At 37.6% G+C, this 23,660-nt stretch carries 24 protein-coding genes; 2 read left to right on the top strand and 22 right to left on the bottom strand.

Annotated features, from left to right (window positions below; translation table 11 throughout):
* Positions 1 to 8 precede the first annotated feature (8 nt).
* The 10 genes from HT720_RS05110 to HT720_RS05065 form a co-directional block, all read right to left on the bottom strand.
* Complete coding sequence (locus HT720_RS05110) at positions 9 to 917, bottom strand: LysR family transcriptional regulator (protein WP_173274900.1); 909 nt, start codon at positions 915 to 917, stop codon at positions 9 to 11.
* 297 nt (positions 918 to 1,214) lie between these two features.
* A complete protein-coding gene (locus HT720_RS05105) occupies positions 1,215 to 1,868 on the bottom strand; it encodes a 3-oxoacid CoA-transferase subunit B (protein WP_050242829.1) in 654 nt (217 codons plus the stop codon).
* Position 1,869: 1 nt separating this feature from the next.
* Entirely contained in the window at positions 1,870 to 2,592 is a 723-nt protein-coding gene (locus HT720_RS05100; RefSeq protein WP_050242830.1) for a 3-oxoacid CoA-transferase subunit A, read from the bottom strand.
* Between the two features lie 16 nt (positions 2,593 to 2,608).
* Complete coding sequence (locus HT720_RS05095) at positions 2,609 to 3,388, bottom strand: enoyl-CoA hydratase-related protein (protein WP_050242831.1); 780 nt, start codon at positions 3,386 to 3,388, stop codon at positions 2,609 to 2,611.
* Positions 3,389 to 3,998: 610 nt separating this feature from the next.
* On the bottom strand, positions 3,999 to 5,177 hold the full coding sequence (locus HT720_RS05090; protein ID WP_050252602.1) for an acetyl-CoA C-acetyltransferase: 1,179 nt from the start codon (positions 5,175 to 5,177) through the stop codon (positions 3,999 to 4,001).
* 17 nt (positions 5,178 to 5,194) lie between these two features.
* Positions 5,195 to 6,040 carry a 3-hydroxybutyryl-CoA dehydrogenase gene (locus HT720_RS05085; protein ID WP_173274899.1) on the bottom strand — a complete coding sequence of 282 codons (846 nt, stop codon included), beginning with the start codon at positions 6,038 to 6,040 and terminating at the stop codon, positions 5,195 to 5,197.
* 81 nt (positions 6,041 to 6,121) lie between these two features.
* Complete coding sequence (locus HT720_RS05080; RefSeq protein WP_050242834.1) at positions 6,122 to 7,330, bottom strand: acyl-CoA dehydrogenase family protein; 1,209 nt, start codon at positions 7,328 to 7,330, stop codon at positions 6,122 to 6,124.
* A gap of 508 nt (positions 7,331 to 7,838) precedes the next feature.
* On the bottom strand, positions 7,839 to 8,387 hold the full coding sequence (raiA, locus tag HT720_RS05075; protein ID WP_050073478.1) for a ribosome-associated translation inhibitor RaiA: 549 nt from the start codon (positions 8,385 to 8,387) through the stop codon (positions 7,839 to 7,841).
* 79 nt (positions 8,388 to 8,466) lie between these two features.
* A complete protein-coding gene (locus HT720_RS05070; RefSeq protein ID WP_173274898.1) occupies positions 8,467 to 9,129 on the bottom strand; it encodes a ComF family protein in 663 nt (220 codons plus the stop codon).
* Positions 9,126 to 10,424, bottom strand: a complete 1,299-nt coding sequence (locus tag HT720_RS05065; protein WP_173274897.1) for a DEAD/DEAH box helicase — start codon at positions 10,422 to 10,424, stop codon at positions 9,126 to 9,128. The genes HT720_RS05070 and HT720_RS05065 overlap by 4 nt, the downstream gene beginning before the upstream one ends.
* Before the next feature lie 56 nt (positions 10,425 to 10,480).
* On the opposite strand from HT720_RS05065, the gene HT720_RS05060 reads away from it, so the two are divergent.
* Both HT720_RS05060 and cysK read left to right on the top strand, forming a co-directional pair.
* Positions 10,481 to 11,116 carry a YigZ family protein gene (locus HT720_RS05060; protein ID WP_173274896.1) on the top strand — a complete coding sequence of 212 codons (636 nt, stop codon included), beginning with the start codon at positions 10,481 to 10,483 and terminating at the stop codon, positions 11,114 to 11,116.
* 285 nt (positions 11,117 to 11,401) lie between these two features.
* The gene (gene cysK / locus HT720_RS05055) at positions 11,402 to 12,328 is read left to right on the top strand and encodes a cysteine synthase A (RefSeq protein WP_173274895.1); all 927 of its coding nucleotides are present in this window, start codon (positions 11,402 to 11,404) and stop codon (positions 12,326 to 12,328) included.
* Positions 12,329 to 12,449: 121 nt separating this feature from the next.
* On the opposite strand, the gene tsf is transcribed toward cysK, so the two are convergent.
* The 12 genes from tsf to HT720_RS04995 all read right to left on the bottom strand — a co-directional run bounded on the left by tsf (position 12,450) and on the right by HT720_RS04995 (position 23,621).
* Entirely contained in the window at positions 12,450 to 13,490 is a 1,041-nt protein-coding gene (gene tsf, locus HT720_RS05050) for a translation elongation factor Ts (RefSeq protein ID WP_000808091.1), read from the bottom strand.
* A gap of 78 nt (positions 13,491 to 13,568) precedes the next feature.
* Positions 13,569 to 14,348 carry a 30S ribosomal protein S2 gene (rpsB, locus tag HT720_RS05045; protein ID WP_000268466.1) on the bottom strand — a complete coding sequence of 260 codons (780 nt, stop codon included), beginning with the start codon at positions 14,346 to 14,348 and terminating at the stop codon, positions 13,569 to 13,571.
* Between the two features lie 224 nt (positions 14,349 to 14,572).
* Entirely contained in the window at positions 14,573 to 15,751 is a 1,179-nt protein-coding gene (locus HT720_RS05040; RefSeq protein WP_112445445.1) for a CHAP domain-containing protein, read from the bottom strand.
* Between the two features lie 93 nt (positions 15,752 to 15,844).
* The gene (mreD, locus tag HT720_RS05035; protein ID WP_061654453.1) at positions 15,845 to 16,339 is read right to left on the bottom strand and encodes a rod shape-determining protein MreD; all 495 of its coding nucleotides are present in this window, start codon (positions 16,337 to 16,339) and stop codon (positions 15,845 to 15,847) included.
* Positions 16,339 to 17,157, bottom strand: coding sequence for a rod shape-determining protein MreC (gene mreC, locus HT720_RS05030; RefSeq protein ID WP_061654451.1), 819 nt, complete (start codon positions 17,155 to 17,157; stop codon positions 16,339 to 16,341). Before mreC ends, mreD begins: the two co-directional genes overlap by 1 nt.
* Before the next feature lie 58 nt (positions 17,158 to 17,215).
* Positions 17,216 to 18,010, bottom strand: coding sequence for an energy-coupling factor transporter transmembrane protein EcfT (locus tag HT720_RS05025; protein WP_020902295.1), 795 nt, complete (start codon positions 18,008 to 18,010; stop codon positions 17,216 to 17,218).
* Complete coding sequence (locus HT720_RS05020) at positions 18,003 to 18,842, bottom strand: energy-coupling factor transporter ATPase (protein WP_061088579.1); 840 nt, start codon at positions 18,840 to 18,842, stop codon at positions 18,003 to 18,005. Before HT720_RS05020 ends, HT720_RS05025 begins: the two co-directional genes overlap by 8 nt.
* Positions 18,827 to 19,654, bottom strand: coding sequence for an energy-coupling factor ABC transporter ATP-binding protein (locus tag HT720_RS05015; RefSeq protein WP_173253019.1), 828 nt, complete (start codon positions 19,652 to 19,654; stop codon positions 18,827 to 18,829). Before HT720_RS05015 ends, HT720_RS05020 begins: the two co-directional genes overlap by 16 nt.
* Entirely contained in the window at positions 19,651 to 20,196 is a 546-nt protein-coding gene (pgsA, locus tag HT720_RS05010) for a CDP-diacylglycerol--glycerol-3-phosphate 3-phosphatidyltransferase (RefSeq protein WP_061654441.1), read from the bottom strand. The genes HT720_RS05015 and pgsA overlap by 4 nt, the downstream gene beginning before the upstream one ends.
* Positions 20,197 to 20,206: 10 nt before the next feature.
* The gene (rodZ, locus tag HT720_RS05005; protein WP_173253033.1) at positions 20,207 to 21,049 is read right to left on the bottom strand and encodes a cytoskeleton protein RodZ; all 843 of its coding nucleotides are present in this window, start codon (positions 21,047 to 21,049) and stop codon (positions 20,207 to 20,209) included.
* Between the two features lie 41 nt (positions 21,050 to 21,090).
* Positions 21,091 to 22,374, bottom strand: a complete 1,284-nt coding sequence (locus HT720_RS05000; RefSeq protein WP_173274894.1) for a pitrilysin family protein — start codon at positions 22,372 to 22,374, stop codon at positions 21,091 to 21,093.
* The gene (locus HT720_RS04995; protein ID WP_173274893.1) at positions 22,371 to 23,621 is read right to left on the bottom strand and encodes a pitrilysin family protein; all 1,251 of its coding nucleotides are present in this window, start codon (positions 23,619 to 23,621) and stop codon (positions 22,371 to 22,373) included. The genes HT720_RS05000 and HT720_RS04995 overlap by 4 nt, the downstream gene beginning before the upstream one ends.
* Positions 23,622 to 23,660 lie beyond the last annotated feature (39 nt).

Raw genomic sequence — 23,660 nt, 5'->3', positions numbered from 1 at the left:
ACCTCAATTTAATTATCAGCAACAGGTTGGTAATAATCCCTCAATAGCTCTTCGTAAACATATGATTCAACCTCACTATAGGAAGATTTATATGGTCTACAAAACCAAATATTAAATGGAATCGGATCTTTAAAAGTCACTGCTTTAAAGCGACTACTATCTACTAGATGGCTAATCGGTTTAGGTAAAATCGCGATTAAGTCCGTTTGGTAAGTTGACTCAACCAAAAAGTCCCATGTAGAGGAAAGATAAGCAAATTTAGGAGAAATTCCCTGTGAAGCGAATTTTTCAGTAACCAAATCATAAGTAGTAAAGGACTTATTAAAGGTTGCTATCTCATAGTCAGATATATCTGACCATTCCAGCAATCCTTTATCTGAAAGTGGATGATTTTTATCCATATAAGCAACATACTCATCCAGTTGGATAACATGCTGATCAAACTTCTTTGTATCCAACAAGGTAGGCTCAATCAAAAATGCTAGGCTCAAATCTCCTTCCGTCATTTTTTGACGAATTTCTTTTCCCCCTCCTTCTGTCACTTGTATATGGATATGAGGGTTATTTTTTAAAAATTGTGGAAGCAAACTAGCAAAATACACACGTAAAATCAAGGATGGAATTCCAAGGTTTATTGTCCCTTTTTGTTTTTGCGCTTCACTATGAATCATGGAAAGCATTTCTTCATGACGATTCACAATCTCAGTAGCAAACCGATAAATCTTTCTTCCAGCTCCAGTGAGACTTTCTAATCTCCCATTTTTTCTATGAAATAACTGAACCCCTTCAGTCGCTTCAAAATTTGTTACAAACTGACTTAAGGCAGACTGACTGATGTGGATTTTTTTCGCAGCAATGGAAAGATTACATCCACATTCTATAATATTGATAAAATAATTCATTTGAATAATATCCACTGGCCAATCACCTCTCTTTCCTTCGCTACTATAGATACTATCTTTTTCACCAAACTTATACGCAAACAGGAAACTCTAAACTAACACAAGCTCAGTTCTATCTCCGTTATTTATACAAGCTACCCAATAATTAAATCTTATAGCAAATCATATAATTTAGAAATCTTTCAACCTCTTTTCATTAGGTATAGTCTGTTAGATAACTATTGCACTCTCATTTATAAATCGCTTACAAAAGTTATCAATATATATCATACCACACTATGAAAAAAATATCTTCCTACCGATTGCTCATTATCAAATAGGCATGATTTTTAAATCATCTGAAACAATAACATCTCCGTCTGTCTTTTCAAGGACTTCCTCTAAAGTCACACCAGGAGCTAATTCCTTCAATAAGAATTTACCATCTTGGATTCCAAAAACAGCTAAATCAGTAATAATCAAATCCAATACTCCTTTAGCTGACAAAGGAAGGGTACACTCTTTCAACAATTTTGATTGACCATCCCCTGTCGTATGTTGAATCGCACCAATAACACGTTTTGCTCCAACAAGTAAGTCCATAGCACCACCCATACCTGGGGCAAACTTACCTGGAATAATCCAGTTTGCGATACTACCGTCTTGGCTCACTTCAAGTGCACCTAATACTGTAGCATCCACATGACCTCCACGAATAATCGCAAAAGATGTTTGCAAATCAAACAAGGCGGCTCCTGGCAACAAGGTGATTGGGGCACCTCCCGAATTTGCCAAGTTTGCATTGTATCCATCTTTGGTAGGGGTTTCCCCAAAACGAAGAGCTCCATTTTCTGCTTGAAGAATGACATTAACTCCCTCAGGGATATAATCGGCAGATGCATTTGGAATACCAAATCCCAGATTCACAACATCCCCATCTTTAAACTCAAGCGCCACACGTCTTGCAATAATTTCTTTTGCCTTCATTTTAGTTTACCCCCGCAAGTTTCTTAGTCTCTGTCCACAAATCACCCATCATTTTATGATGCTCTTCTGGAGACAATCCCTGAACAACATAATCGACAAGGATACCTGGGATGTAAATATCATTAGGATCAATTTCTCCCACTTCTAACAACTCATTAGTTTCTACAATGACTGTATTAGCTGCCAAAGCTAGCTGAAGTGAAATATTTTTTGTCGTACCGTCCAAGTATAAGTTCCCATACTTGTCTGCCTTCGTAGCCTTAATCAAAGCTACATCAATCTTCAATGGATCATAAATTAAATATTCTTTTCCATTGCGAGTAACCTTCTCCTGATCTTTTTCCAAAATAGTACCTACACCTGTTGGTGTCAATACTGCTCCTAGACCAGCTCCAGCTGCATGTAATCGTTCAACAACAGTTCCCATTGGAGTAAATTCAACTTCCATATTTCCACTGAAATACTCGTGTTGAGCTGCTGCAGACGTTCCTACGTGAGCTGCAATGTATTTTTTAACTTGGTGATTTTCACAAAGACGCCCCACACCGACTTCCTTACCAGGTTGAGATGTTACGACTGATACCAATGTCAAATCTTGCTGGTTTTGAGAAACCAATTCTTCAATCAATTCAAGTGGTTCCCCTACTCCAAGAAAACCTGAAATTCCTACTTTATCTCCTGAGTGAATCAAGGAAATTGCATCCGATAATGTTACAACTTGCATCTTCTATCTCCTCTTTCTATTTACGCTGAAACTCAGCTTTGCGTTTCTCAACAAAAGCGCGCATTCCTTCTACCTTATCTTCTGTTGAGAAGAGGAGAGCTTCAGCTTCTGTTTCTAATCGAATCGCATTTTTCAGTGGGAGTTCTGATCCAACTTGAATAATATGCTTGGCTTTTTCAACTGCCAAAGGAGCGTTTTTCATAATAGAGACTGCCAATTCCTCAGCTGCTGTCAACAATTCCTCGGCTGCCACCAATTTATTCAAGATGCCTAATTCATAGGCTTCTTGACCTTTAACCATTCTAGCAGTAAAAATTAGTTCTTTTGTCTTGCTGGTACCAATTAAGCGAGACATTCTTTGTGTTCCAGCAAATCCTGGAATAATACCTAGGCCTACCTCTGGAAATCCTACAGTGGTCTTTTCGTAACCAATACGAATATCTGTTGATAGAGCTAATTCCAAACCACCTCCTAAAGCATAACCGTTTAGAACTGCAATAGTTGGTTGCGTTAGTTCAGATAGACGGGTAAACGTATCATTAGCATAGGTCATATAATCATGTGCTTGGATAGGAGACATTTGATCCATCTCTTTGATATCCGCTCCTGCAACAAATGCTTTTTCACCTTGTCCAGTCACAATCACAACACGAATATCATCACTTGCTTCAATTTCGTCTAAAACATGATTTAAGTCAGTCAAAACTTCTGAACTTAAAGCATTCAAAGCTGCTGGACGATTTATTGTAAGGTAACCAATCCCATTCTTCTGCTCTAATAAAACTGTTTTACTCATTATTCTGCTCCTACTTAATTTTTTTTGAGTACAGAGTACAGTGTCAACAAATACCGATACCAAATGTAAGAGCTTACATTTTTATGATAACTCATTTAAATCAATTCGTCTACTTAATCTTAGTTTATAATTCTATAAGTACAGCTTATAGTTTGATTTTGCTTCAAATAATCCCCATCAAATGAACGATAGCAATCACATAAATACATATATGAGCATTAAAAAATAGTTCATTTCAACAATATCAACTACCTTAAGTCTAGGAAAATATATAGCGAAGTGAATCTGGACTAGTGCAATATCGTTTCTAAACTATTATAAATTGATTTGAATTCAAAAATTAAATTGTTAAATTCTTGTTTCACTTTAATATAGATGTTACTTCTTAAACGCCTTTTCCTAACAGCTCTACTACAATTCTTATCCAGCAGACTTAGATCTTAATTTAATCTATGTTCCATGACTGCTACTAACTTACACTATCAAAAATACCTTATCACGCAGCATCATGAAGAGCATGCGTGATAAGGTATAAGAATTATCAGTTTCCAAATAAAACTCTATTTAATAATGGTATATTAAAAGAAAGACACACGACATAAATAGTTCATTAGCGTTCAACGATAAGAGCTGTGCCCATACCGCCTCCAATACATAGAGTCGCTAATCCAGTTTTGGCATCGCGCTTCATCATCTCATGTACAAGAGTCACTAGGATACGACAACCTGAAGCCCCGATTGGATGACCAAGAGCAATAGCACCACCGTTAACATTGACAATATCTGTATTGAAACCAAGCGTTTTACCAACCGCACAAGCCTGGGCGGCAAAAGCTTCATTTGACTCAATCAAGTCAAGATCATCAACTGTCAAATTGCCTTTTTCAAGAGCCTTGCGTGTCGCATAAATCGGTCCACATCCCATAATCTTAGGATCCAAACCTGCGCTTGCATAAGAACGAATGCGAGCAATCACTGGAAGTCCTAATTCTTCAGCTTTGTCAGCACTCATGACCAAGACAGCTGCTGCTCCATCATTGATACCAGAAGCATTCCCCGCCGTAACAGAACCGTCTTTTTTGAAAACAGGACGTAACTTAGACAAGCTTTCCAAGCTGGCATCTTTTCTAGGAAATTCGTCTGTATCAAAGACAACCGGATCTCCTTTACGTTGCGGAATGACCACTGGAACAATTTCTTCTTTAAAGCGTCCAGATTCTATAGCTGCCACTGCTCTTTTTTGTGATTCTAAAGCAAGAGCATCTTGATCATCTCTGCTAATACCATATTCTTCAGCCACATTCTCAGCTGTAATCCCCATATGATATTCGTTGAAGGCATCAGACAACCCATCTTTAATCATGGTATCAACAACGTTAGAGTCTCCCATGCGTCCTCCCCAGCGGAAGTTTGGCAATACGTATGGAGCTTGACTCATATTTTCTGCCCCACCAGCTACGATGATATCAGCATCCCCACACTGAATAGCTTGAGCAGCCAATTGTACTGCCTTCAAACCTGAACCACAAACCTTATTGATAGTAAAAGCTGGTGTAAATTCAGGGAGCCCTGCATGAATACTCATTTGGCGAGCCACATTTTGACCTAAACCTGCGCCTAGGACATTCCCCATTATCACTTCATCTACCTGCTCTGGTTTAATATTCGCTTTTTCCAAAACACTCTTAATTACCAAAGAGCCCAATTCGACAGCTGAAATATTCTTCAAGCTTCCTCCAAAGGAACCTAAAGGAGTACGTACCGCCGATACAATAACTACATCTTTCATGACTACCTCCATTTTTTCTAGTAAGTAAAGAATCCTTCTTTTGACTTACGTCCCAATTTTCCAGCCTCTACCATTTTCTTCAAAAGAGGAGCAGGACGGTATTTTTGATCACCAAATCCTTGGTTCAAAACACCCATAATTGCAAGGCAAACATCCAATCCAATCAAATCGGCCAAAGCTAAGGGACCAATAGGATGATTAGCACCTAGTTTCATTGCCTCATCTATTTCTTCAGCACTAGCAACTCCTTCTCCTAAGATATAAATAGCTTCATTGATCATAGGAATCAATACACGATTTACTACAAATCCATAAGAATCTTTAACATCAACAGGAGTTTTTCCAATTTTCTTTGTAAGTTCACGGATTTCTGCCACTACTTCATCCGAAGTCTGCAAAGCTTTAATCACTTCAACTAATTTCATCACTGGAGCAGGATTAAAAAAGTGCATTCCAATCACACGTTCTTGGTTCTTAGTTGCGGCTGCAATATCTGTGATAGATAGAGAGGAAGTATTTGATGCTAGAATTGTTTTAGAATCTGTGATTTCGTCCAATTGTTTAAATATACTGAGTTTAATATCACGATTTTCAGTCGCAGCTTCAATAACCAATTGTACATTTTTCGCGTCTTCATATGAAGTAGAAGGAATTAAATTGGCAACCACTTTGTCTTTCTCATCTGCAGATAGACGTCCTTTTTCAACCGAACGTTCCAACTGTTTTATTATGTTATTCAATCCTCGTTGAACAAATTCTTCTTTGATATCATTCAAATAAACCGTAAATCCAGCTTGAGCAAATACTTGAGCAATACCACTTCCCATCTGACCAGAGCCAATTATCATTACATTTGAGATCATTTTTTCTCCTTTTTATTCTAAGTAAATCACATTATGAAGCAAGGACGATTGAAAACAAACCCTTCAATCGTCCTAGTTCTATTAAACAAATGCACCCAATCCAGTAATTTCACGACCTACAATCAAAGCATTGACTTCGTGCGAACCTTCATAAGTATAGATTGATTCCGCATCTGCAAAGAATCGTGCCACATCTGTTTCCAAAGTAATACCATTACCACCACATGTTTCACGCGCAAGAGCTACTGTTTCACGCATTACTAAAGAGTTATGCATTTTCGCTAGAGCAGAATTGAGCATCAACTCATTACCCTCTTCCTGCATTTCAGCAATACGAGTTGAATATGCAAGAGCTGCTACAGCATTGGCTTGCATTCTAGCTAATTTTTCTTGAACAATTTGGAATTTGGCAATCGGACGTTTAAACTGTTGACGGTCTTTTGCATATTTAAGAGCTGCCACATATGAACCACATGTTACTCCCATAGCAATGTGCGCTACATCGGCACGAGTAAATGTTAAAATACGTGCTACATCTCCAAATCCATTGATGTTAACCAAACGATCTGAGTCTGGAACTTCTACATTCTTCATTGTAATATGACCATTGCGGATACAACGCAGTGCAATCTTATGTGGAATAGGCTCTGCATGGTAGCCAGGAGCACCTTTACGGACAATAAAACATTTCACCTTACCGTCTGCCACATCACGAGCAAATACAGGAACAACATCTGCTGTATCTGAGCCACCAACCCAACGCTTTTCTCCGTTCAAAATCCACTTATCTCCAACACGCTCAGCAGTTGTTGATAGACCACCAGCAATATCAGATCCAGAAAGCGGTTCTGTTAAGGCAAAACATCCTTGCCAGTCAAATGAAGCCAACTTAGGAAGAAATTCTTTCTGTTGTCTTTCATCCCCACCCAATAAAATAGTGTTATAGCAAAGTCCTCCATGAACTGTATAGAAAGTTGCGATTGAAGCATCGAAGCGAGCTAGTTCTAGATATAAAAAGGTAATATACAATTCAGATGGTTTATAACTTCCTTCACGCCCTTCAAACAATTTTGGATTGTTCATGATTTGAGCACCCTTAGCGACAGCGTAAAATTCCTCAAATGGGAAATCAGGTTTTTCCCAGTATTCGTTGATAACTGGACGTAGATGTTTTTCAATCAAACGACGAGTTTCTTGTAGTACTTCAGCTTCCCCTAATGTTAAACCATCAGCGTAATGAAAGAGATCCTCAGGATATAGTTCACGTAAAATTTCTTGTTTTGTTGCCATAGTTATGACTCCTTCTTTTATTTTAAGAACGCTTACATTTTATTGCTCGCTATTTGTTGACAAGTCCATTCTATCGCTTTAACTAGTATTTTGTCTACTTAATAAAAATGAATAGAGCTATAAGTTAGATTTATAGATAGTTCTTCCACTTACTTTTTAAGAATTTATCCATAGAGACAAGCCATCTCTCTTATATGGGCAATAACTTTTTCTTCCAAACTTCCATTCTACAATCTACACACCCTCTAAATAGATATCTTTTATTCCTCATAGCTACTTGTATTACAAAAGACAAAATAGATAAAAAATACTTAAACTAAACACAGTCGCTTTATATAGTGAAATAAAATCTAAATAAATTGACTAGGAAATTCAATCCAATTACTAGCAATATTTTAGCACCTAAGACGTTCAACTCTAATTTCAATTAGCTACACAAACTCCCTCTTCCTTGAAATATAAAAAGTGATTTACCCGAAAGTAAACCACTTTTTATATTTCATTTTTCTTAAGATTCTTTAACTTCTAACAAACCAATTTCGCCATCCTCACGACGATAAATCACATTGGTTGTTTGATCTTCAACATCCACATAGATAAAGAAATCATGCCCCAATAAATCCATTTGTAGAATAGCTTCTTCCAAATCCATTGGTTTTAAATCAATTTGTTTTGAACGAACAACTTTAGACTGGACAACATTTGAATCTTCCACCAAAGCATCTGTAAATAATTGACTAGTTGCTACCTTATTTTTATTTTTACGCTCGATTTTTGTTTTGTTTTTACGAATCTGACGTTCAATTTTATCAGTTACAAGGTCAATTGAACCATACATATCTTGAGACACATCTTCTGCGCGGAGAGTAATAGATCCAAGCGGAATCGTTACTTCCACTTTAGCTGTTTTTTCACGATAAACTTTTAAGTTAATTCGGGCATCCAACTCTTGTTCTGGCTGGAAGTACTTTTCGATCTTTTCGAGTTTAGAAACTACATAATCACGAATTGCTTCTGTTACTTCTAGGTTTTCACCACGGATACTATATTTAATCATATGAGTACCTTCTTTCTAAACATTTTTGTTTTTATGATTTTATTATAACGCTTTCATTCTATTTTTGCAAATTTTTTCCTCATCTTACAAGGGAAAATGTTTTTACATCCTCAGCACCAGCTTCTTCCAGCAGTTTCTTCACACGATTTATAGTTGTTCCTGTAGTATAAATATCATCTATAAGTAGGATTTTCTTAGGAATGCGGACTCCACTTTTAATAAAGAAAGGAAGTTCTGTCGCCAAGCGCTCTGAGCGACTTTTAGAAGAACTAGCTCGCTCTTCTCTCTTTTCTAATAAATCCAGATACGCAAAGCCTGCTGCATCTACCAAGCCCTCAACCTGATTAAATCCTCTATCAGCATATCTATCAGGGCTTAGGGGAATGACTACAAATTGGTACTCTTTGTACTTTTTCAACTCCTCACTTAAAAATGAAGAAAAAACTTTTCTTAAAAGGAAGTCTCCATCAAATTTATATCGACTAAAAAAATCCTTCATAGCTTGATTGTAAGTGAAAATCGCTCTATGACTGACCTCAACTCCTTCTTTACACCAAAATTGACAATCTTGACACTTTGTTGACAATCCTATTTTCATACAGTTTGGACAGTTCTCTTCCCCAATTCTTTCAAAAGTAGAATCACAATCTAAACAAAGACAGGAGGCATCATTCTTCAGAAGTAAGAGACTACTAAAAGTTAAAACAGTCTTCATAGTCTGCCCACATAACAAGCACTTCATAGACCAGCCTCCTTATTCATCATCTGAATTTCCTTAATCGCCCTCTTGATTGAATCATTTAATCCATCATGGAAGAAAAGCAAATCTCCTGTCGGTCTATCCATGCTTCGTCCAACTCGTCCACCAATCTGAATCAAACTAGACTTGGTAAAAAGACGATGATTCGCTTCTACTACAAAAACATCTACACGAGGAAACGTCACACCACGCTCTAGAATAGTTGTGCTGATGAGTATAGTCAGCACCCCATCTCTAAATGCTTGCACCTGCTCTAATCGATTTTCTGTTACAGAAGATACAAAGCCAATTTTCTCATTTGGAAATTGCTCCTGTAAGATTTCTTTTAACTGCTCCCCTTTCTTAATTTCTGAAGCAAAAATGAGTAACGGATAAGCTGTCTTTCTCTGCTTATCAATATAGGACTTTAACTTTGGTGACAAACGATTCTTGTCTAAGTAGCGATTAAAATCCGATAACCAAACTGGCTTAGGAATAATCAACGGATTTCCATGGAACCGTCTCGGTAAACTCAGTCTTTTTAGTTCTCCTAAACGGACCTTTTTATCCAACTCATCGGTCGAAGTCGCTGTTAAAAAGATTCTCAATCCATTCTCCTTTACACTATTCTTGACAGCGTGGTAAAGCGTGAAATTGTCAACATAAGGAAAAGCATCTACTTCATCCACTATCAGCAAATCAAAAGCTTGATAAAATTTCAATAACTGATGGGTCGTCGCAACAACTAGTGGTGTTCGAAAATACGGCTTTGATTCTCCATGTAGGAGGGCTATCTCGCAAGAAAAATCATTTTGCAGGCGCTTATACAGCTCCAAACAAACATCTATGCGAGGACTAGCCAAACATACTGCACCACCTCCATTAATCACTTTAGCCACAACTTGATAAATCATTTCTGTCTTTCCAGCCCCTGTCACCGCATGAACTAAAGTTGGCTCTTGCTTCTCTACTGCTTGAATCAGTCCCTCTGACACCTTCTCTTGAAAAGGAGTTAATTGACCACGCCATTTAAGAACATCTTGCTTCGGAAAATCCTCCTGTGGGAAATAGTATAAATCTTGATCACTCCTGACTCGCTTCATAATTAAGCACTCCCGACAATAGTAAGCACCAATGGGCAAATACCATTCTTCTAGAATAGTACTATTACAACGTTGACAGAAAAATTTCCCCTTCTCCTTTCTCATTGCTGGAAATTTCTCCGCCAACTGACATTCCTCTTCTGTTAATTCATTCTCAGTAAACAAACGACCGAGATAGTTTGGATTTACTTTCATACTTCTTTATTCGTAAAAACCTAGCGCTTTAGATGATTTTTTAGTACAATTAAATCATGGAATTTAGAACAATTAAAGAGGACGGACAAGTCCAAGAAGAAATCAAAAAATCCCGCTTTATCTGTCATGCCAAGCGTGTTTATAGCGAAGAAGAGGCTCGTGACTTCATTACTGCTATCAAAAAAGAACACTACAAAGCTACGCATAACTGCTCTGCATTTATTATTGGGGAACGTAGTGAAATCAAACGTACAAGTGATGATGGCGAGCCTAGTGGCACTGCTGGTGTTCCCATGCTTGGGGTACTAGAAAATCACAATCTCACCAATGTCTGTGTGGTCGTGACACGCTACTTTGGTGGTATTAAACTAGGCGCTGGAGGACTAATTCGTGCTTACGCAGGCAGTGTTGCCTTAGGTGTCAAAGAAATTGGCATCATTGAAATAAAGGAACAGGCGGGCATTGCTATTCAAATGTCTTACGCTCAGTACCAAGAGTACAGTAACTTTCTTAAGGAACATGAGCTCATGGAACTTGAGACAAACTTTACAGATCAAGTCGATACGATGATTTATGTTGATAAAGAAGAAAAAGAAACTATTAAAGCTGCACTTGTAGAGTTTTTTAATGGAAAAGTCACTTTAACTGACCAAGGTTTACGAGAAGTTGAAGTTCCTGTAAACTTGTTGTAAACAATGGATAATACAGCGTTTCGTTGACATTCTCACAACTACTTTAACGAGCAAAATAAAAAGATGCTTGCCAAGACCTACTAGAAAATGAAGCAATTCAAAAAGAAAACTGATAACTTTCTTCTTTACACCTATTTACTAAAATTAGCTTATCACAATCGCTTGAAAACCAATGGATTGTACCTATGGTATAAAAAAATCCTATCACTTCGATAGGATTTCTATATTTTACAAATGGTATAGATAGCGTTATACTAGATATATCTTATACAAAGAGGTATTCATATGTCTATTTATAACAACATTACTGAACTAATCGGTCAAACTCCGATTGTTAAACTTAACAACATCGTGCCAGAAGGTGCTGCAGATGTCTATGTAAAACTTGAAGCATTTAACCCTGGTTCTTCTGTAAAAGACCGTATTGCTCTTAGCATGATTGAAAAAGCTGAACAAGATGGTATTCTGAAACCTGGTTCTACTATTGTTGAAGCAACAAGTGGAAACACTGGTATTGGACTTTCATGGGTAGGTGCTGCTAAAGGGTATAAAGTTGTCATCGTTATGCCTGAAACTATGAGTGTAGAACGACGTAAGATTATCCAGGCTTATGGTGCTGAACTCGTCCTAACTCCTGGCAGTGAGGGAATGAAAGGTGCTATTGCTAAGGCTCAAGAAATCGCTGCTGAACGTGATGGTTTCCTTCCTCTTCAATTTGACAACCCAGCAAATCCAGAAGTACACGAAAGAACAACAGGAGCTGAAATACTAGCTGCTTTCGGTAAAGATGGACTAGATGCCTTTGTTGCTGGAGTGGGTACCGGTGGAACGATTTCTGGTGTTTCCCATGCACTCAAATCAGCAAATTCAAACATTCAAGTTTATGCAGTGGAAGCTAATGAATCTGCTATTCTATCTGGTGAAAAACCTGGTCCTCACAAAATTCAAGGTATCTCAGCTGGATTTATTCCTGATACACTTGATACTAAAGCCTATGATGGTATCGTTCGTGTAACATCAGATGATGCTCTTGCACTCGGACGTGAAATTGGTGGAAAAGAAGGTTTCCTTGTAGGGATTTCTTCAGCTGCAGCTATCTACGGAGCCATCGAGATTGCCAAAAAATTAGGTACAGGTAAAAAAGTCCTTGCTCTAGCACCAGATAACGGTGAACGTTATCTCTCTACAGCACTCTATGAATTTGAAGTTTAGTCTCCTAAATACAATTGGCCCTTATTATAGGGCTTTTTATTTTTACCTTGAAAATAGGAAACTCTCCCTATAAGGATCGACTGCATAGAAAAAAGGAAGCAAATTTACTTCCTTTCTATAATTAGTTATTCAAGGCTGCTGCCATTGTAGCTGCAACTTCAGCTTCAAAGTCGTTTGCAGCTTTCTCAATACCTTCACCAACTTCAAAGCGAGCGAACTCAACTACTGAAGCGTTAACTGATTCAAGGTATGCTTCAACTGTCTTGCTGTCATCCATGATGTAAACTTGTGCAAGAAGTGTGTAAGCTTGGTCAACTTTAGTGTTGTCAAGCATGAAGCGATCCATTTTACCTGGGATGATTTTGTCCCAGATTTTTTCTGGTTTGCCTTCTGCAGCCAACTCAGCTTTGATGTCAGCTTCAGCTTGAGCAATAACATCATCAGTCAATTGAGCTTTTGATCCATATTTCAAGTGTGGGAGAGCTGGTTTGTTAACCATTGCACGGCTTTCGTTATCTTGGTCGATAACGTGGTTCAATTGTGCCAACTCATCTTTAACAAATTGCTCATCCAATTCTTTGTATGAAAGAACTGTTGGTTTCATAGCAGCAATGTGCATTGAAATTTGTTTAGCAAGTGCTTCGTCTCCACCTTCGATTACAGAGATAACACCGATACGTCCACCGTTGTGTTGGTATGCTCCGAAGTGTTGTGCATCTGTTTTTTCAATCAAAGCAAAGCGACGGAATGAGATTTTTTCTCCGATAGTCGCTGTTGCAGATACGTATGCAGCTTCAAGAGTTTCACCTGAAGGCATAGTCAAAGCAAGAGCTTCTTCGTTGTTAGCTGGTTTTCCTTCAACGATTGCTTTAGCTGTTGCGTTTACCAACTCAACAAATTGAGCGTTTTTCGCAACGAAGTCAGTTTCAGCATTTACTTCAACAACTGCTGCAATGTTACCGTCAACATAAACACCAGTCAAACCTTCTGCAGCAACACGGTCAGCTTTCTTAGCTGCTTTTGCCATACCTTTTTCACGAAGCAATTCAATCGCTTTTTCGATATCGCCTTCCACTTCAACCAATGCTTTTTTAGCGTCCATAACACCAGCACCAGATTTTTCACGCAACTCTTTAACAAGTTTAGCTGTAATTTCTGCCATTTTGATTCTCCTATATTTTTTAAAAATAGGAGAGCCGGGCTAAGCCCCGCCCTCCTAGGTAATTACTATTTATATAAATTAAGCGTTGTCACCTTCTACAACTTCAACGATTTCTTCAATTGAATCTGCTTGAGTTTCTGAAGCTGCAAATTCTGCTTCAACTGCTACTGCATCCTCACCTTGACGTCCTTCGATGATAGCGTCAGCCAATTTAGCTGTGATCAATTTAACAGCTCGGATAGCGTCATCGTTAGCTGGGATGATTACATCGATATCATCTGGATCAGTGTTTGTGTCAACCATCGCTACAACTGGGATTCCCAATTTTTTAGCTTCTTTAACAGCGATTTGCTCTTTATGTGGGTCAACTACGTACATCACATCTGGGATACGAGGCATATCTTCGATACCACCCAAGAATTTTTCAAGACGCGCACGTTGTTTGTTAAGAAGTGCAACTTCTTTCTTAGGAAGAACTTCGAAAGTTCCATCTTCTTCCATACGTTTGATTTCTTTCAAACGAGCGATACGTTTTTGGATTGTTCCCCAGTTTGTAAGAGTTCCACCCAACCAACGGTGGTTGATGAAGTATTGACCTGAACGTACTGCTTCTTCAGCAACTGCATCAGCTGCTTGTTTCTTAGTACCAACGAACAATACAACCGCATCGTTAGCTGCTGCATCACGCATGAAGTCGTATGCTTGGTCAGCGTATTTTACAGTTTGTTGCAAGTCGATAACGTGGATTCCGTTACGCTCTGTAAAGATGTATTTAGCCATCTTAGGGTTCCAGCGACGAGTTTGGTGACCAAAGTGTACACCAGCCTCAAGAAGTTGTTTCATTGAAATTACTGCCATGAGTATTTCTCCTTTTTGTTTTTTTCCTCTTCTTGACTTCAACTCGCAAAACGACCCAAGGGCAACTGCTTCACAATTCATCAAGAATGAGTATTATCGTTCACACGACAATCTTTATTCTACCATACTTTTTCGATATTTTCAAGCTATTTTGATGGGATTTTTAATAGTTATTGTCCCTGGTAAAAACTGAAAAAGAGGGCTCTATTCGAGTCCCTCTGTAATTAGTCTGCATAAATATATGTCACAAAACCTTCAGAAGTCGTTGTTGGATTAAACCATCCACGGTGGTTTCCAAGTGTGCGATTACCTGCATAGTTTGATTCTGATACTTGAATACGTGTTGTTGATTCAACAGCTGTAACAACCGCTACGTGTCCATATCCACCATCGTTCCAACATGCAATTGCTCCAACTTGAGGGGTTGAACCTGTACGGAAACCTGCTGCTGCTGCACTTGTGGCCCACTGTGCTCCATTACCCCAATAGTCTCCAGCCCAAGGTGCTAATGTTTTAACTCCCCAGGTACATTCTCCAATTGGATAAGTTGAGGCATCCGTGTTATATGTTGGACGTACTTTAGCCTGAACAGGTGCTACTGCAGATTCAGATACTGCTTGTACCTGTGCTGTTAGGTTTGTATTACCTGAAGCAAGTACTGATTGTTGTTGGCTAGCTTGTTTTTCTTTATAAGCTGCTTCTGCTGCCGCAGCTGCACGTGCCTCTGCCTCAGCTGCTGCTTTTTGTTCCAATAGACTTGCTTTTTCCCCTTCAGCTGTCGCTTTCTCAGCAGCAAGACTCAATTCAGCAGCTTTTAGTTCTGCCTGTTTAGTAGTCAATGCTTGAGCATCATCTGCCAATTTTTGTTGATTAGCAATTACAGTATTGATAGCATCATTATTTGCTACTTGCTTCTCAGAAATTGCTTTTTTATCTGCCTTTTGTTGTTCCAACATTTTGTTGTTAGCAGATACGATTTCACTCATTGCAGCAACACGTGAAATAGCTTCTGTAATTGATTTTGAGTTTACAATGGTATTGATATAGCTAGTTGCGGCTCCATTTGTTTGAGCACTACGAGCTTGTTTTTCCAAAGATTGGTTACGAGAAACAATGTTTTTAGAAAGTTCTGTAATCTCACCCTCGAGTTTCTTAGATTCTGCTTGTAATCTATCATTTTCAGATTGCAAGTTAGATTGCTCTGCTTGAATAGCAGATACTTGCTCCTGAATTTGATCAACTTGTTTTTGTGCTTCTTCTTGTTGTGCTGTTAAGTTACTAATTTTATTATCTTGAGCAGCAATTTTGTCATCAGTCGTTTCTGCATGGGCAGTCGTCAATACTGCTGCCTGGGAAACCATTACTGTACTTAATAAAAGCGAGGCTAAGATTTTTTTCTTCATGGTTAATAAATACTCCTTCTGTTTAAGACAATACTAGTATACCAAAAAAAACTCCAATAAATATTACGCCTTTGTTACATTTATATGTCGTTCTTATAGATAATATTTTTCAAAAATAAATTGAAAAACAGTAATCCATAAAAAATTTAAAATCATCGTCGGTACCAAGCTATAGACTATAAAAATCGACATGTTATCCACTGTCAACCCTACCATAAAAGCCAAAAGATAACTACCCATTTCAAACAGGAATGTCAGTACAATCATAGAGAGCATTCGTGTCCAACGATTCAATAAAATAACACTATTCAATTTATGAAGAAAGGCTCCCAATAAGATAAATAAGAGAGTTGCAATCCCTATTAGATGGAAAAAGTAAACATCGTAAACCAAGCCTATCACAAAACAATAGACTAGGTAGAGATATTCTGATACTTCTATCGTCTCAAATAAGAGAAATAGAAAAAGAAAATGACTAGCTAAATGTACATGGGGGAAAAATGAGCCCAGAAGCTGGCTAATATGGGCGTCAATTAGAACAAAGAAAGGGAGCAATAAAAACACTCCAACCCGCTTCAACTGTCTCATTATGAATTCCCCACTAATTCTATCACATCCACATTATGAGTATCTGCACTCAATTTAACAGTTACTTCTCGTGTCAAATAGTCTGTACTATGCGTTGTGGCAACCACTTCACCTACAGGAATATCAGCAACGTTAAAGTTTCCTAATCCACCTGTTGTTACCTTATCGCCTGTACTAATATCGCTATTACTATTTAATTGACTAATTTTAAGAACTTCATTTTCCTTGTCGTAGCCAACAATAATTCCATAAATTGTAGTAGTGCCGTGTTGAATTTTAACAGAAATCTTATCAGCATTTTCCGTATTTGTCAGAAGGTTGACCATAGTAGAGTTGTCCTCCACTTTTGAAACACTCCCAATCAAGCCACCATTTGCAATAGCTAACATGTTCTCAGAAGCACCTTTTGATCTACCTGCATCTAAGGTCAACTCCTGCTTCCAAGATACCGGAGAACGCATAATAACATCTGCTGCTAAAGTCTTTGTGGCTTGCAATTTAGACTTCATATCAAGCAATTGGCGCAGTTGTTCATTTTCCGTCTTTAAACTTTCCGCCTCATTTGATTTGACTTCTAACTGGTAAATCTGTTTCTTCAAACTTTCATTTTCATTATATGTTCGTGTCAAATGAGCCAAATCTGATTTGACAGAATCAAACCACCGAAAAGGTTTTTGCACAACTCTATCAACCAATGAGATCCCATCTCCTAATTTTGTCACAATTGTACTTGAATAAGTCGTCGCTAAGAGAGCTGAGACAAGCAGAACAGTGACAAAAACAATAATGACATATTTTGATTTTTTAAAACGGTTCATATCCCTACCTTTATATCAAAAACTGTTACAGTAACTTTTTATCAATTCCTAAAAGCTACTAAGATTTTAAGAAAAATAAGCAACAACCAAGTACGATAATAACAAGAATAGTCAGCGTATCCTTTCGAGTCCATTTCAGTTGTCGGTATTGACTTCTACCTTTTCCACCCTGATAACCACGCGCTTCCATGGCGATAGCCAAGGAATCTGCACGTTTTAAACTTGTTGCAAAAAGAGGAATCAAAATAGGAATCATCGCCTTTACTTTTTGAACGATGCTTCCTTCACCAAAATCCACTCCACGCGCTTTCTGTGCATTCATAATCCGCGTCGTATCATCCATTAAGGTCGGAACAAAACGTAGACTCATGGACAGCATCAAACCAATTTCATGAACTGGAACTTTCACACGCTTTAAAGGTGCTAATAAAGCTTCGACAGCTGATGCCAAACTTAAGGGCATGGTCGTTAAGGTTAACAAAGTTGAAAAGAAAATAATCAATACAAAACGACAAAAAATAATCCCAGCTTGTTGCAAAGCATAATCTGTGATTCTCACAAACGAAAACTCAAATAACACATTCCCATTAGAAATGAAAAATAGTTGAAAAATAGTTGTGAAGGCAATCAAGAAAAACATAGACTTCAAGCCCTGAATAAAAAATGAAAGAGATACTCCTGACAAGGCAATAAATATCCCTGTCGCTATAAAAAGAATTAGATTCGTCAAGGGATTATTAGCCCAAAAAACGATCAAAATTAGTAACATCATAGCAAGCAATTTGCTACGTGGATCCAATCGGTGAACAATCGAATCCCCTGGGATATAACGCCCCAAAATCATACTATCCATTTAGCGACTCCTTGAACTCCTCTATCTTAATCGGTAATCGTTTAAATGACACGCCTCTATCAGCCAATCGTTTACAGAAAGCCGTAATCTTAGGTACTCCCAACTGCACTTCTTCCATAAAAACAACATCTTGAAAGACATCACTCGGTTTACCACCCTTAACCAAACGTCCCTTTTCCATTACATAGACTTGATTCGCATATTCAGCAACATCATCCATCAAATGCGTTACCAAGACGATGGTCATCCCTGACTGGTGGAGTTTTTTGAACAAATTCATCAACTCTTTTCTACCCAGAGGATCTAGGCCAGCTGTTGGCTCATCTAAGACTAATATAGCTGGCTCCATGGCAAGTATGCCTGCAATGGCAACACGTCTCATTTGTCCCCCTGACAACTCAAACGGACTGCGATTAAAAAGTGATTCATCAATTCCAACCAGAGCCAGTTTCTCACGCGCAATCTTCTCCGCATCTTCTTCAGAAACTCCAAAATTTTGCGGTCCAAAAGCAACGTCTTTCAAAACCGTTTCTTCAAAAATCTGATTTTCAGCAAACTGAAATACCAAGCCAACCTGTTTTCTAATTTGACGAATATCTTTATTTTTAGAAGTCGAGGTGATTAAGGTATCAAAAACCCTCACACTCCCTTGACTTGGCACCAATAAACCATTTAAGAGTTGTAAAATAGTTGATTTACCACTACCTGTGTGCCCAATTAAAGCCGTATAAGAACCATCTTCAATCGTCAAAGAAACATCCGACAAAGCTGTTGAAGCTAAGGGAGTCCCTTCTTGATATGTAAAACTCACATTTTCTAGAGCAATTCCCATAATTTATCCTCTAGCTCACTTTCTGTCAAATAATTTTCAGGTAAATCATAGCTATTCTGGCTCAAAGAATATTTTACTTGATTGGCAAAAGGATCGTCTAATCCAATTTGATCTAAATCATTTCGAGAGAAAAGTTCTCTTGGGCTACTAGTTGATTCAATTTCCCCTTTTTTCATGACCAATACGCGGTCACTCATGGCAACTTCTTCCAAATCATGGGTAATAGAAATGACCGTCATATCATAGTCTTTCCGAATTCCCTGTACTGTCTCAATCAGTTCTCTACGCCCCTCAGGGTCCAACATACTCGTTGCTTCATCTAAGATTAAAATAGCTGGTCTTAGGGCTACAACGCCTGCAATGGCCACACGTTGCTTTTGGCCACCTGATAGACGCGCCGGCTCTCTCTTTTTAAAGTCTAACATGCCAACTAAAGCCAGAGCTTCTTCCACTCTCTTTTTCATTTCTTGACGAGAAAGGCCCTGATTTTCCAAACCAAAAGCAACATCATCTTCAACAGTCGCTCCAACAAATTGATTGTCTGGATTTTGAAAAACCATACCGATTTGACGACGTATATTCCAAACATTTTCCTCAGTCAGCCGTTGACCATCAATTACAATCTCTCCAGATTCCGCTTCCAATAAGCCATCGATTAACCGGACAGTCGTTGATTTACCACTACCATTATGCCCTACAATCGAAAGCCATTCTCCACGTTTCACGTGAAACGTAATATCTTTCACATCATAGTATTCCTGACTTTCCTTATAGCGAAAAGAAAGATTTTTTACATCAATTATTGATTTCATTTCGAACCAAATGTCCCTTTAAATACATAAGCACTACCCTTGAAATAATCATAGCCAGAGTAGATAGTGAAAAACAAGGCTACATAAAGTAGAACTTGACCAAGCAAAGTCCAATGTAATAGCAAGAAAATAATGGCAAACATCTGACTGAAAGTTTTAATTTTTCCAGGCATTGCTGCTGCTAAAACTTTTCCACCAGTTTCAACCAATAAAAGCCTTAAACCTGTCACAGCCAACTCTCGACAGATAATCACTGCAACAATCCAAGCCGGAGCCATATCTAACTCAATCAACATAATAAAAGCCGACATAACTAGTAACTTATCCGCCATGGGATCTGCAAATTTACCAAAATTACTGACCACATTCCATTTACGTGCTAAATATCCATCTAAATAGTCGGTAATACTGGCAATAGAAAAGATAATAGCTGCCACTATATGACTTTCTATCGAATTTCCTATCGTTAAAATAAAGATAAAAATAGGTATAAAGAGAATTCGACCTATTGTTAAGAGATTGGGAATTTGTTCTTTTTTCATTCGTTTTTCCTTAATTTTTAGTAAAGGTTACAGTGATTTGTCCAGTCTGCGCTGTTAACTTCGATAAATCAACAGTCTGATTATCTACTGTCAAAGTAACACCTTTTACAACACCTAATGTAATGGTTACAGGACTTTTAGTTGCAACTGTTGCTTCTGCACTTTTCTTCTCTGGCGATAGGGTTACACCGCCCTCAAGTTCGCTTTCTGAAACGCTGACCCAACTTGTAACATCTGAAACTGCCAATTGCAATTTAACTGTTTCTTTACTTGTCTTATAAGCGATTTCTACATGATTTCCTTCACCTGATACACTTATAGTTGATTCTACACTAGAAGAACTGCTAGATGAACTACTACTTGAAGAGTGGGGAACAGAGCTAGTTGAACTTATTGAACTTGTTGATTGAACCACACTGTAATTAGAAAGAGAAGACCCCTCTGGTTGAGTTTGAATATAGTTCCAAACATAATAGGTCACAAAAATTAAAATCGATAAAGCAAAAAGGATAAAATAAAATAAAGGTAAAAAGGATGTTTTTTTCTTCTTTTTCTTACTTGAACGTCTACGACCTGTCAACTCATCTTCATCAACATCTACTTCCTCATAAGTAATCATACTCCCAGAATCATAAGCATCCAAAACAATTTGATCATCTAACTCAACAGCCCATGCATATTTTTTCAAGAAAGAACGCGTGTAAAAAGGACTTGGAAGTTGATCGAAATCGTCTGCTTCCATTGCTTCCAACATATCTAACTGGATTTCTGTCTTTTTCTGCAATTCATCTAAACTCAATCCCTGATTGATTCTAGCTAATCGTAAAACCTCACCAATTGTTTTTTTCCTCATACTTGTCATCCCTTCTTTCTAGTATCTATTATGATAGGTTACTACGATGGGAATATTGTAAAATCAACTATATCCCCTTCATCTATTAAGTGATGTCCTGCTTCAAGGACATCCTCTAAAGTAATTTCCTGTAAAATCTTTGGTAAGTCAAAAATTGTCTCACCATGTTCAAAAGCATCATATTGCGTTGCAATAAATTCAAGAGAGTTCATGCTACTGAAAAATTCGCCAAACATCTCTCTTTTGATAATATCTAAATGTTCCTCTGTAATATCTAAATCCTTTGTAAAATTACGAATAGCCTTCCTGAATTGATGAGACAAAGCAACTGGCTCTTTCGTATCCATTGTCAACATGACAAAATGAAAGCGACTTGTTACTTCAATTTCAAGAGATAGGGAAGCATCTAATTTACCTGATTCATAACATTTTTGAAAACGATCCGAAGTCCAACCAAACATCATTGCAAACAATAATTTTAATAAAATATGATGTCGATAGCAATCCGCCTCAGCAACTTCTCGCTTACCTCTAACTCCAATCGCTAGTTTGGGAGAAGATACTTCCATTCTCATACTGTCTGTTGACTTCACAGCCTGTAAAACAAATTTTTCTCTTGCTAGTTCCTGAACATCTAAATCTTTCAGTTCTTTTCTTCCAAAGTAGTTCTGTACTCGCTCCACATCAAAATTACCAACTAAAAACAGAGACATGTTTACAGATTTATAAAATCTTGTAAAATTTTCTTGCAAATTAGTTAGATGGATTTGGGAAATTGACTCCTCACTGCCAACTATATCAGTTGCTAAAGGTGTGCCAGGATACAAATTCGCTAAAGTTGAAAAGAATAAACACGAATCTGGATCATCTTGATACATTTCTCGTTCTTGCTGGATAATATCCTGCTCTCTTAAAATGGAATCTTCAGTAAAGTGTGCTGATGTTACCAATTCATCAAGTAAGTCTAAATTTTCTAAAAAATGATCCGTTGCTGAAAAAAGATAGTTTGTTTTTGTAAAGCTTGTAAAGGCATTACTATCTGCACCTAGACTCGTAAAAGCCGACATCAAATCGCTAGAATCTTCTCTCTCAAATAATTTATGTTCAAGAAAATGAGCAATTCCCGCAGGATATTCTTTTACATCTCCGTCAACTTCTGTGACAAGCGTATCTACCGAACCAAATTGTACAGTTACACTCCCGTAAACCTCTTTAAATTCCTTTTTAGGCAAAAGAGCAACTGTCAATCCATTCGACAAACGAGTTCGATAAACCATTTCTTTTACAGCTGGATAGTATTTTTCTTCAAAAACAACCTTTGTCATTCTATTCCTTCCATAAAGTAAATCGCTTGTAGTTTCACATTATTAGCTGCTCTACAAATATCATCTTTGTCAACTTGCTCGAGTTTTGCAATCCAACCTTTAAAGTCTGCTGAAGATTTTCCAAGTAAGGCATTTTGATAAGCACGTTCAATCAATGAACCTTGATTATCTTGAGAAAGTAACAAAGACCGACGAATCATTTCCTTGGTCTGCTCTAGCTCAAGCTCTGTAAAATAACCTTTTTTTAAATCAAGTAATTGATTATTCATCATTTTTCGAGCCTGATTCCTATTTTCTCGATTGATACCAGCATACATCCTCAAAAATCCACTAAATAAATCAAGCTGACTTGAAATAGTATAAGCCAATCCAGCATTTTCACGGACATTTGTAAAGAGCTTAGAGTGAGCAAATCCACCAAGTAAACCATTCATTACAATCATGGGTAAATGTTGCTCATCACCATATTCAGAAGGGCAATGATATCCCAACTCTAAAATAGACTGTCCCACATTTTTCCTAACCATGCCTTCTTGCAAGATATTGGAATAAGGTTGGCAATATTGAATCTTCACATCCACTTCTCGACCTTTAAAGCCAAATGATTCTAATACATTTTGAATTTCAACCTCATTAAAGTCACCTAGGAAAAAGAAATCTATTCGATCATTGGCCAAAAATTCTTGGAAACAAGAATAAGAACTTTGTGGAGTTTCAGCTAAAATACGATTTCGTAAACCACTATACTCCAATTGGAGACGTTCGTCATGAAAAAATAATTTGTCTAATTCTTTATGTGAAAAATAAAAAGAATCATCCATATCTGCTGCTAAACTTGCTAGCAATTGTTTTTTCTCAATTTCAAATAAGGCTGGATCAAACCCATTATCAACTACTACGGGTGAAAAAAGAGTTTCTTTTACAAGTTCCAAAACCTGAGAAGTTAGCACATTTTTCCTACTTAAAAACTCATCACGAACATAGGTAAATGTCAATTCTACAATATGACTTTGCCCTCTTCTGAAACAATTGGTTGACATATCTGTACCGTATAGACTGGCCAAGTGTCTCCTCAAAGCTTGAGAAGTAGGGTACATCAGATTAGCAGTCTCTAGCATACTCGCACTCAACATGCGACCTGCAATCGTATCGAGGGATAATGGAGCTGTAAAACGCACGGTAATTTTGTTCGTTTTAAATTTCTTTGATTGGATAAAATGTGTTGAAATTCCATGCACTAACTCCATGATTTACCTCCTTATATACAGACTTCTATTATATCACGA

Origin of the sequence: Streptococcus sp. 68, from assembly GCF_013277415.1 — a bacterium.
Classification (GTDB): Bacteria; Bacillota; Bacilli; order Lactobacillales; family Streptococcaceae; genus Streptococcus.
Note: the sequence above shows the minus strand (reverse complement) of the source record. Positions and strands in the feature narration are given on the sequence as shown.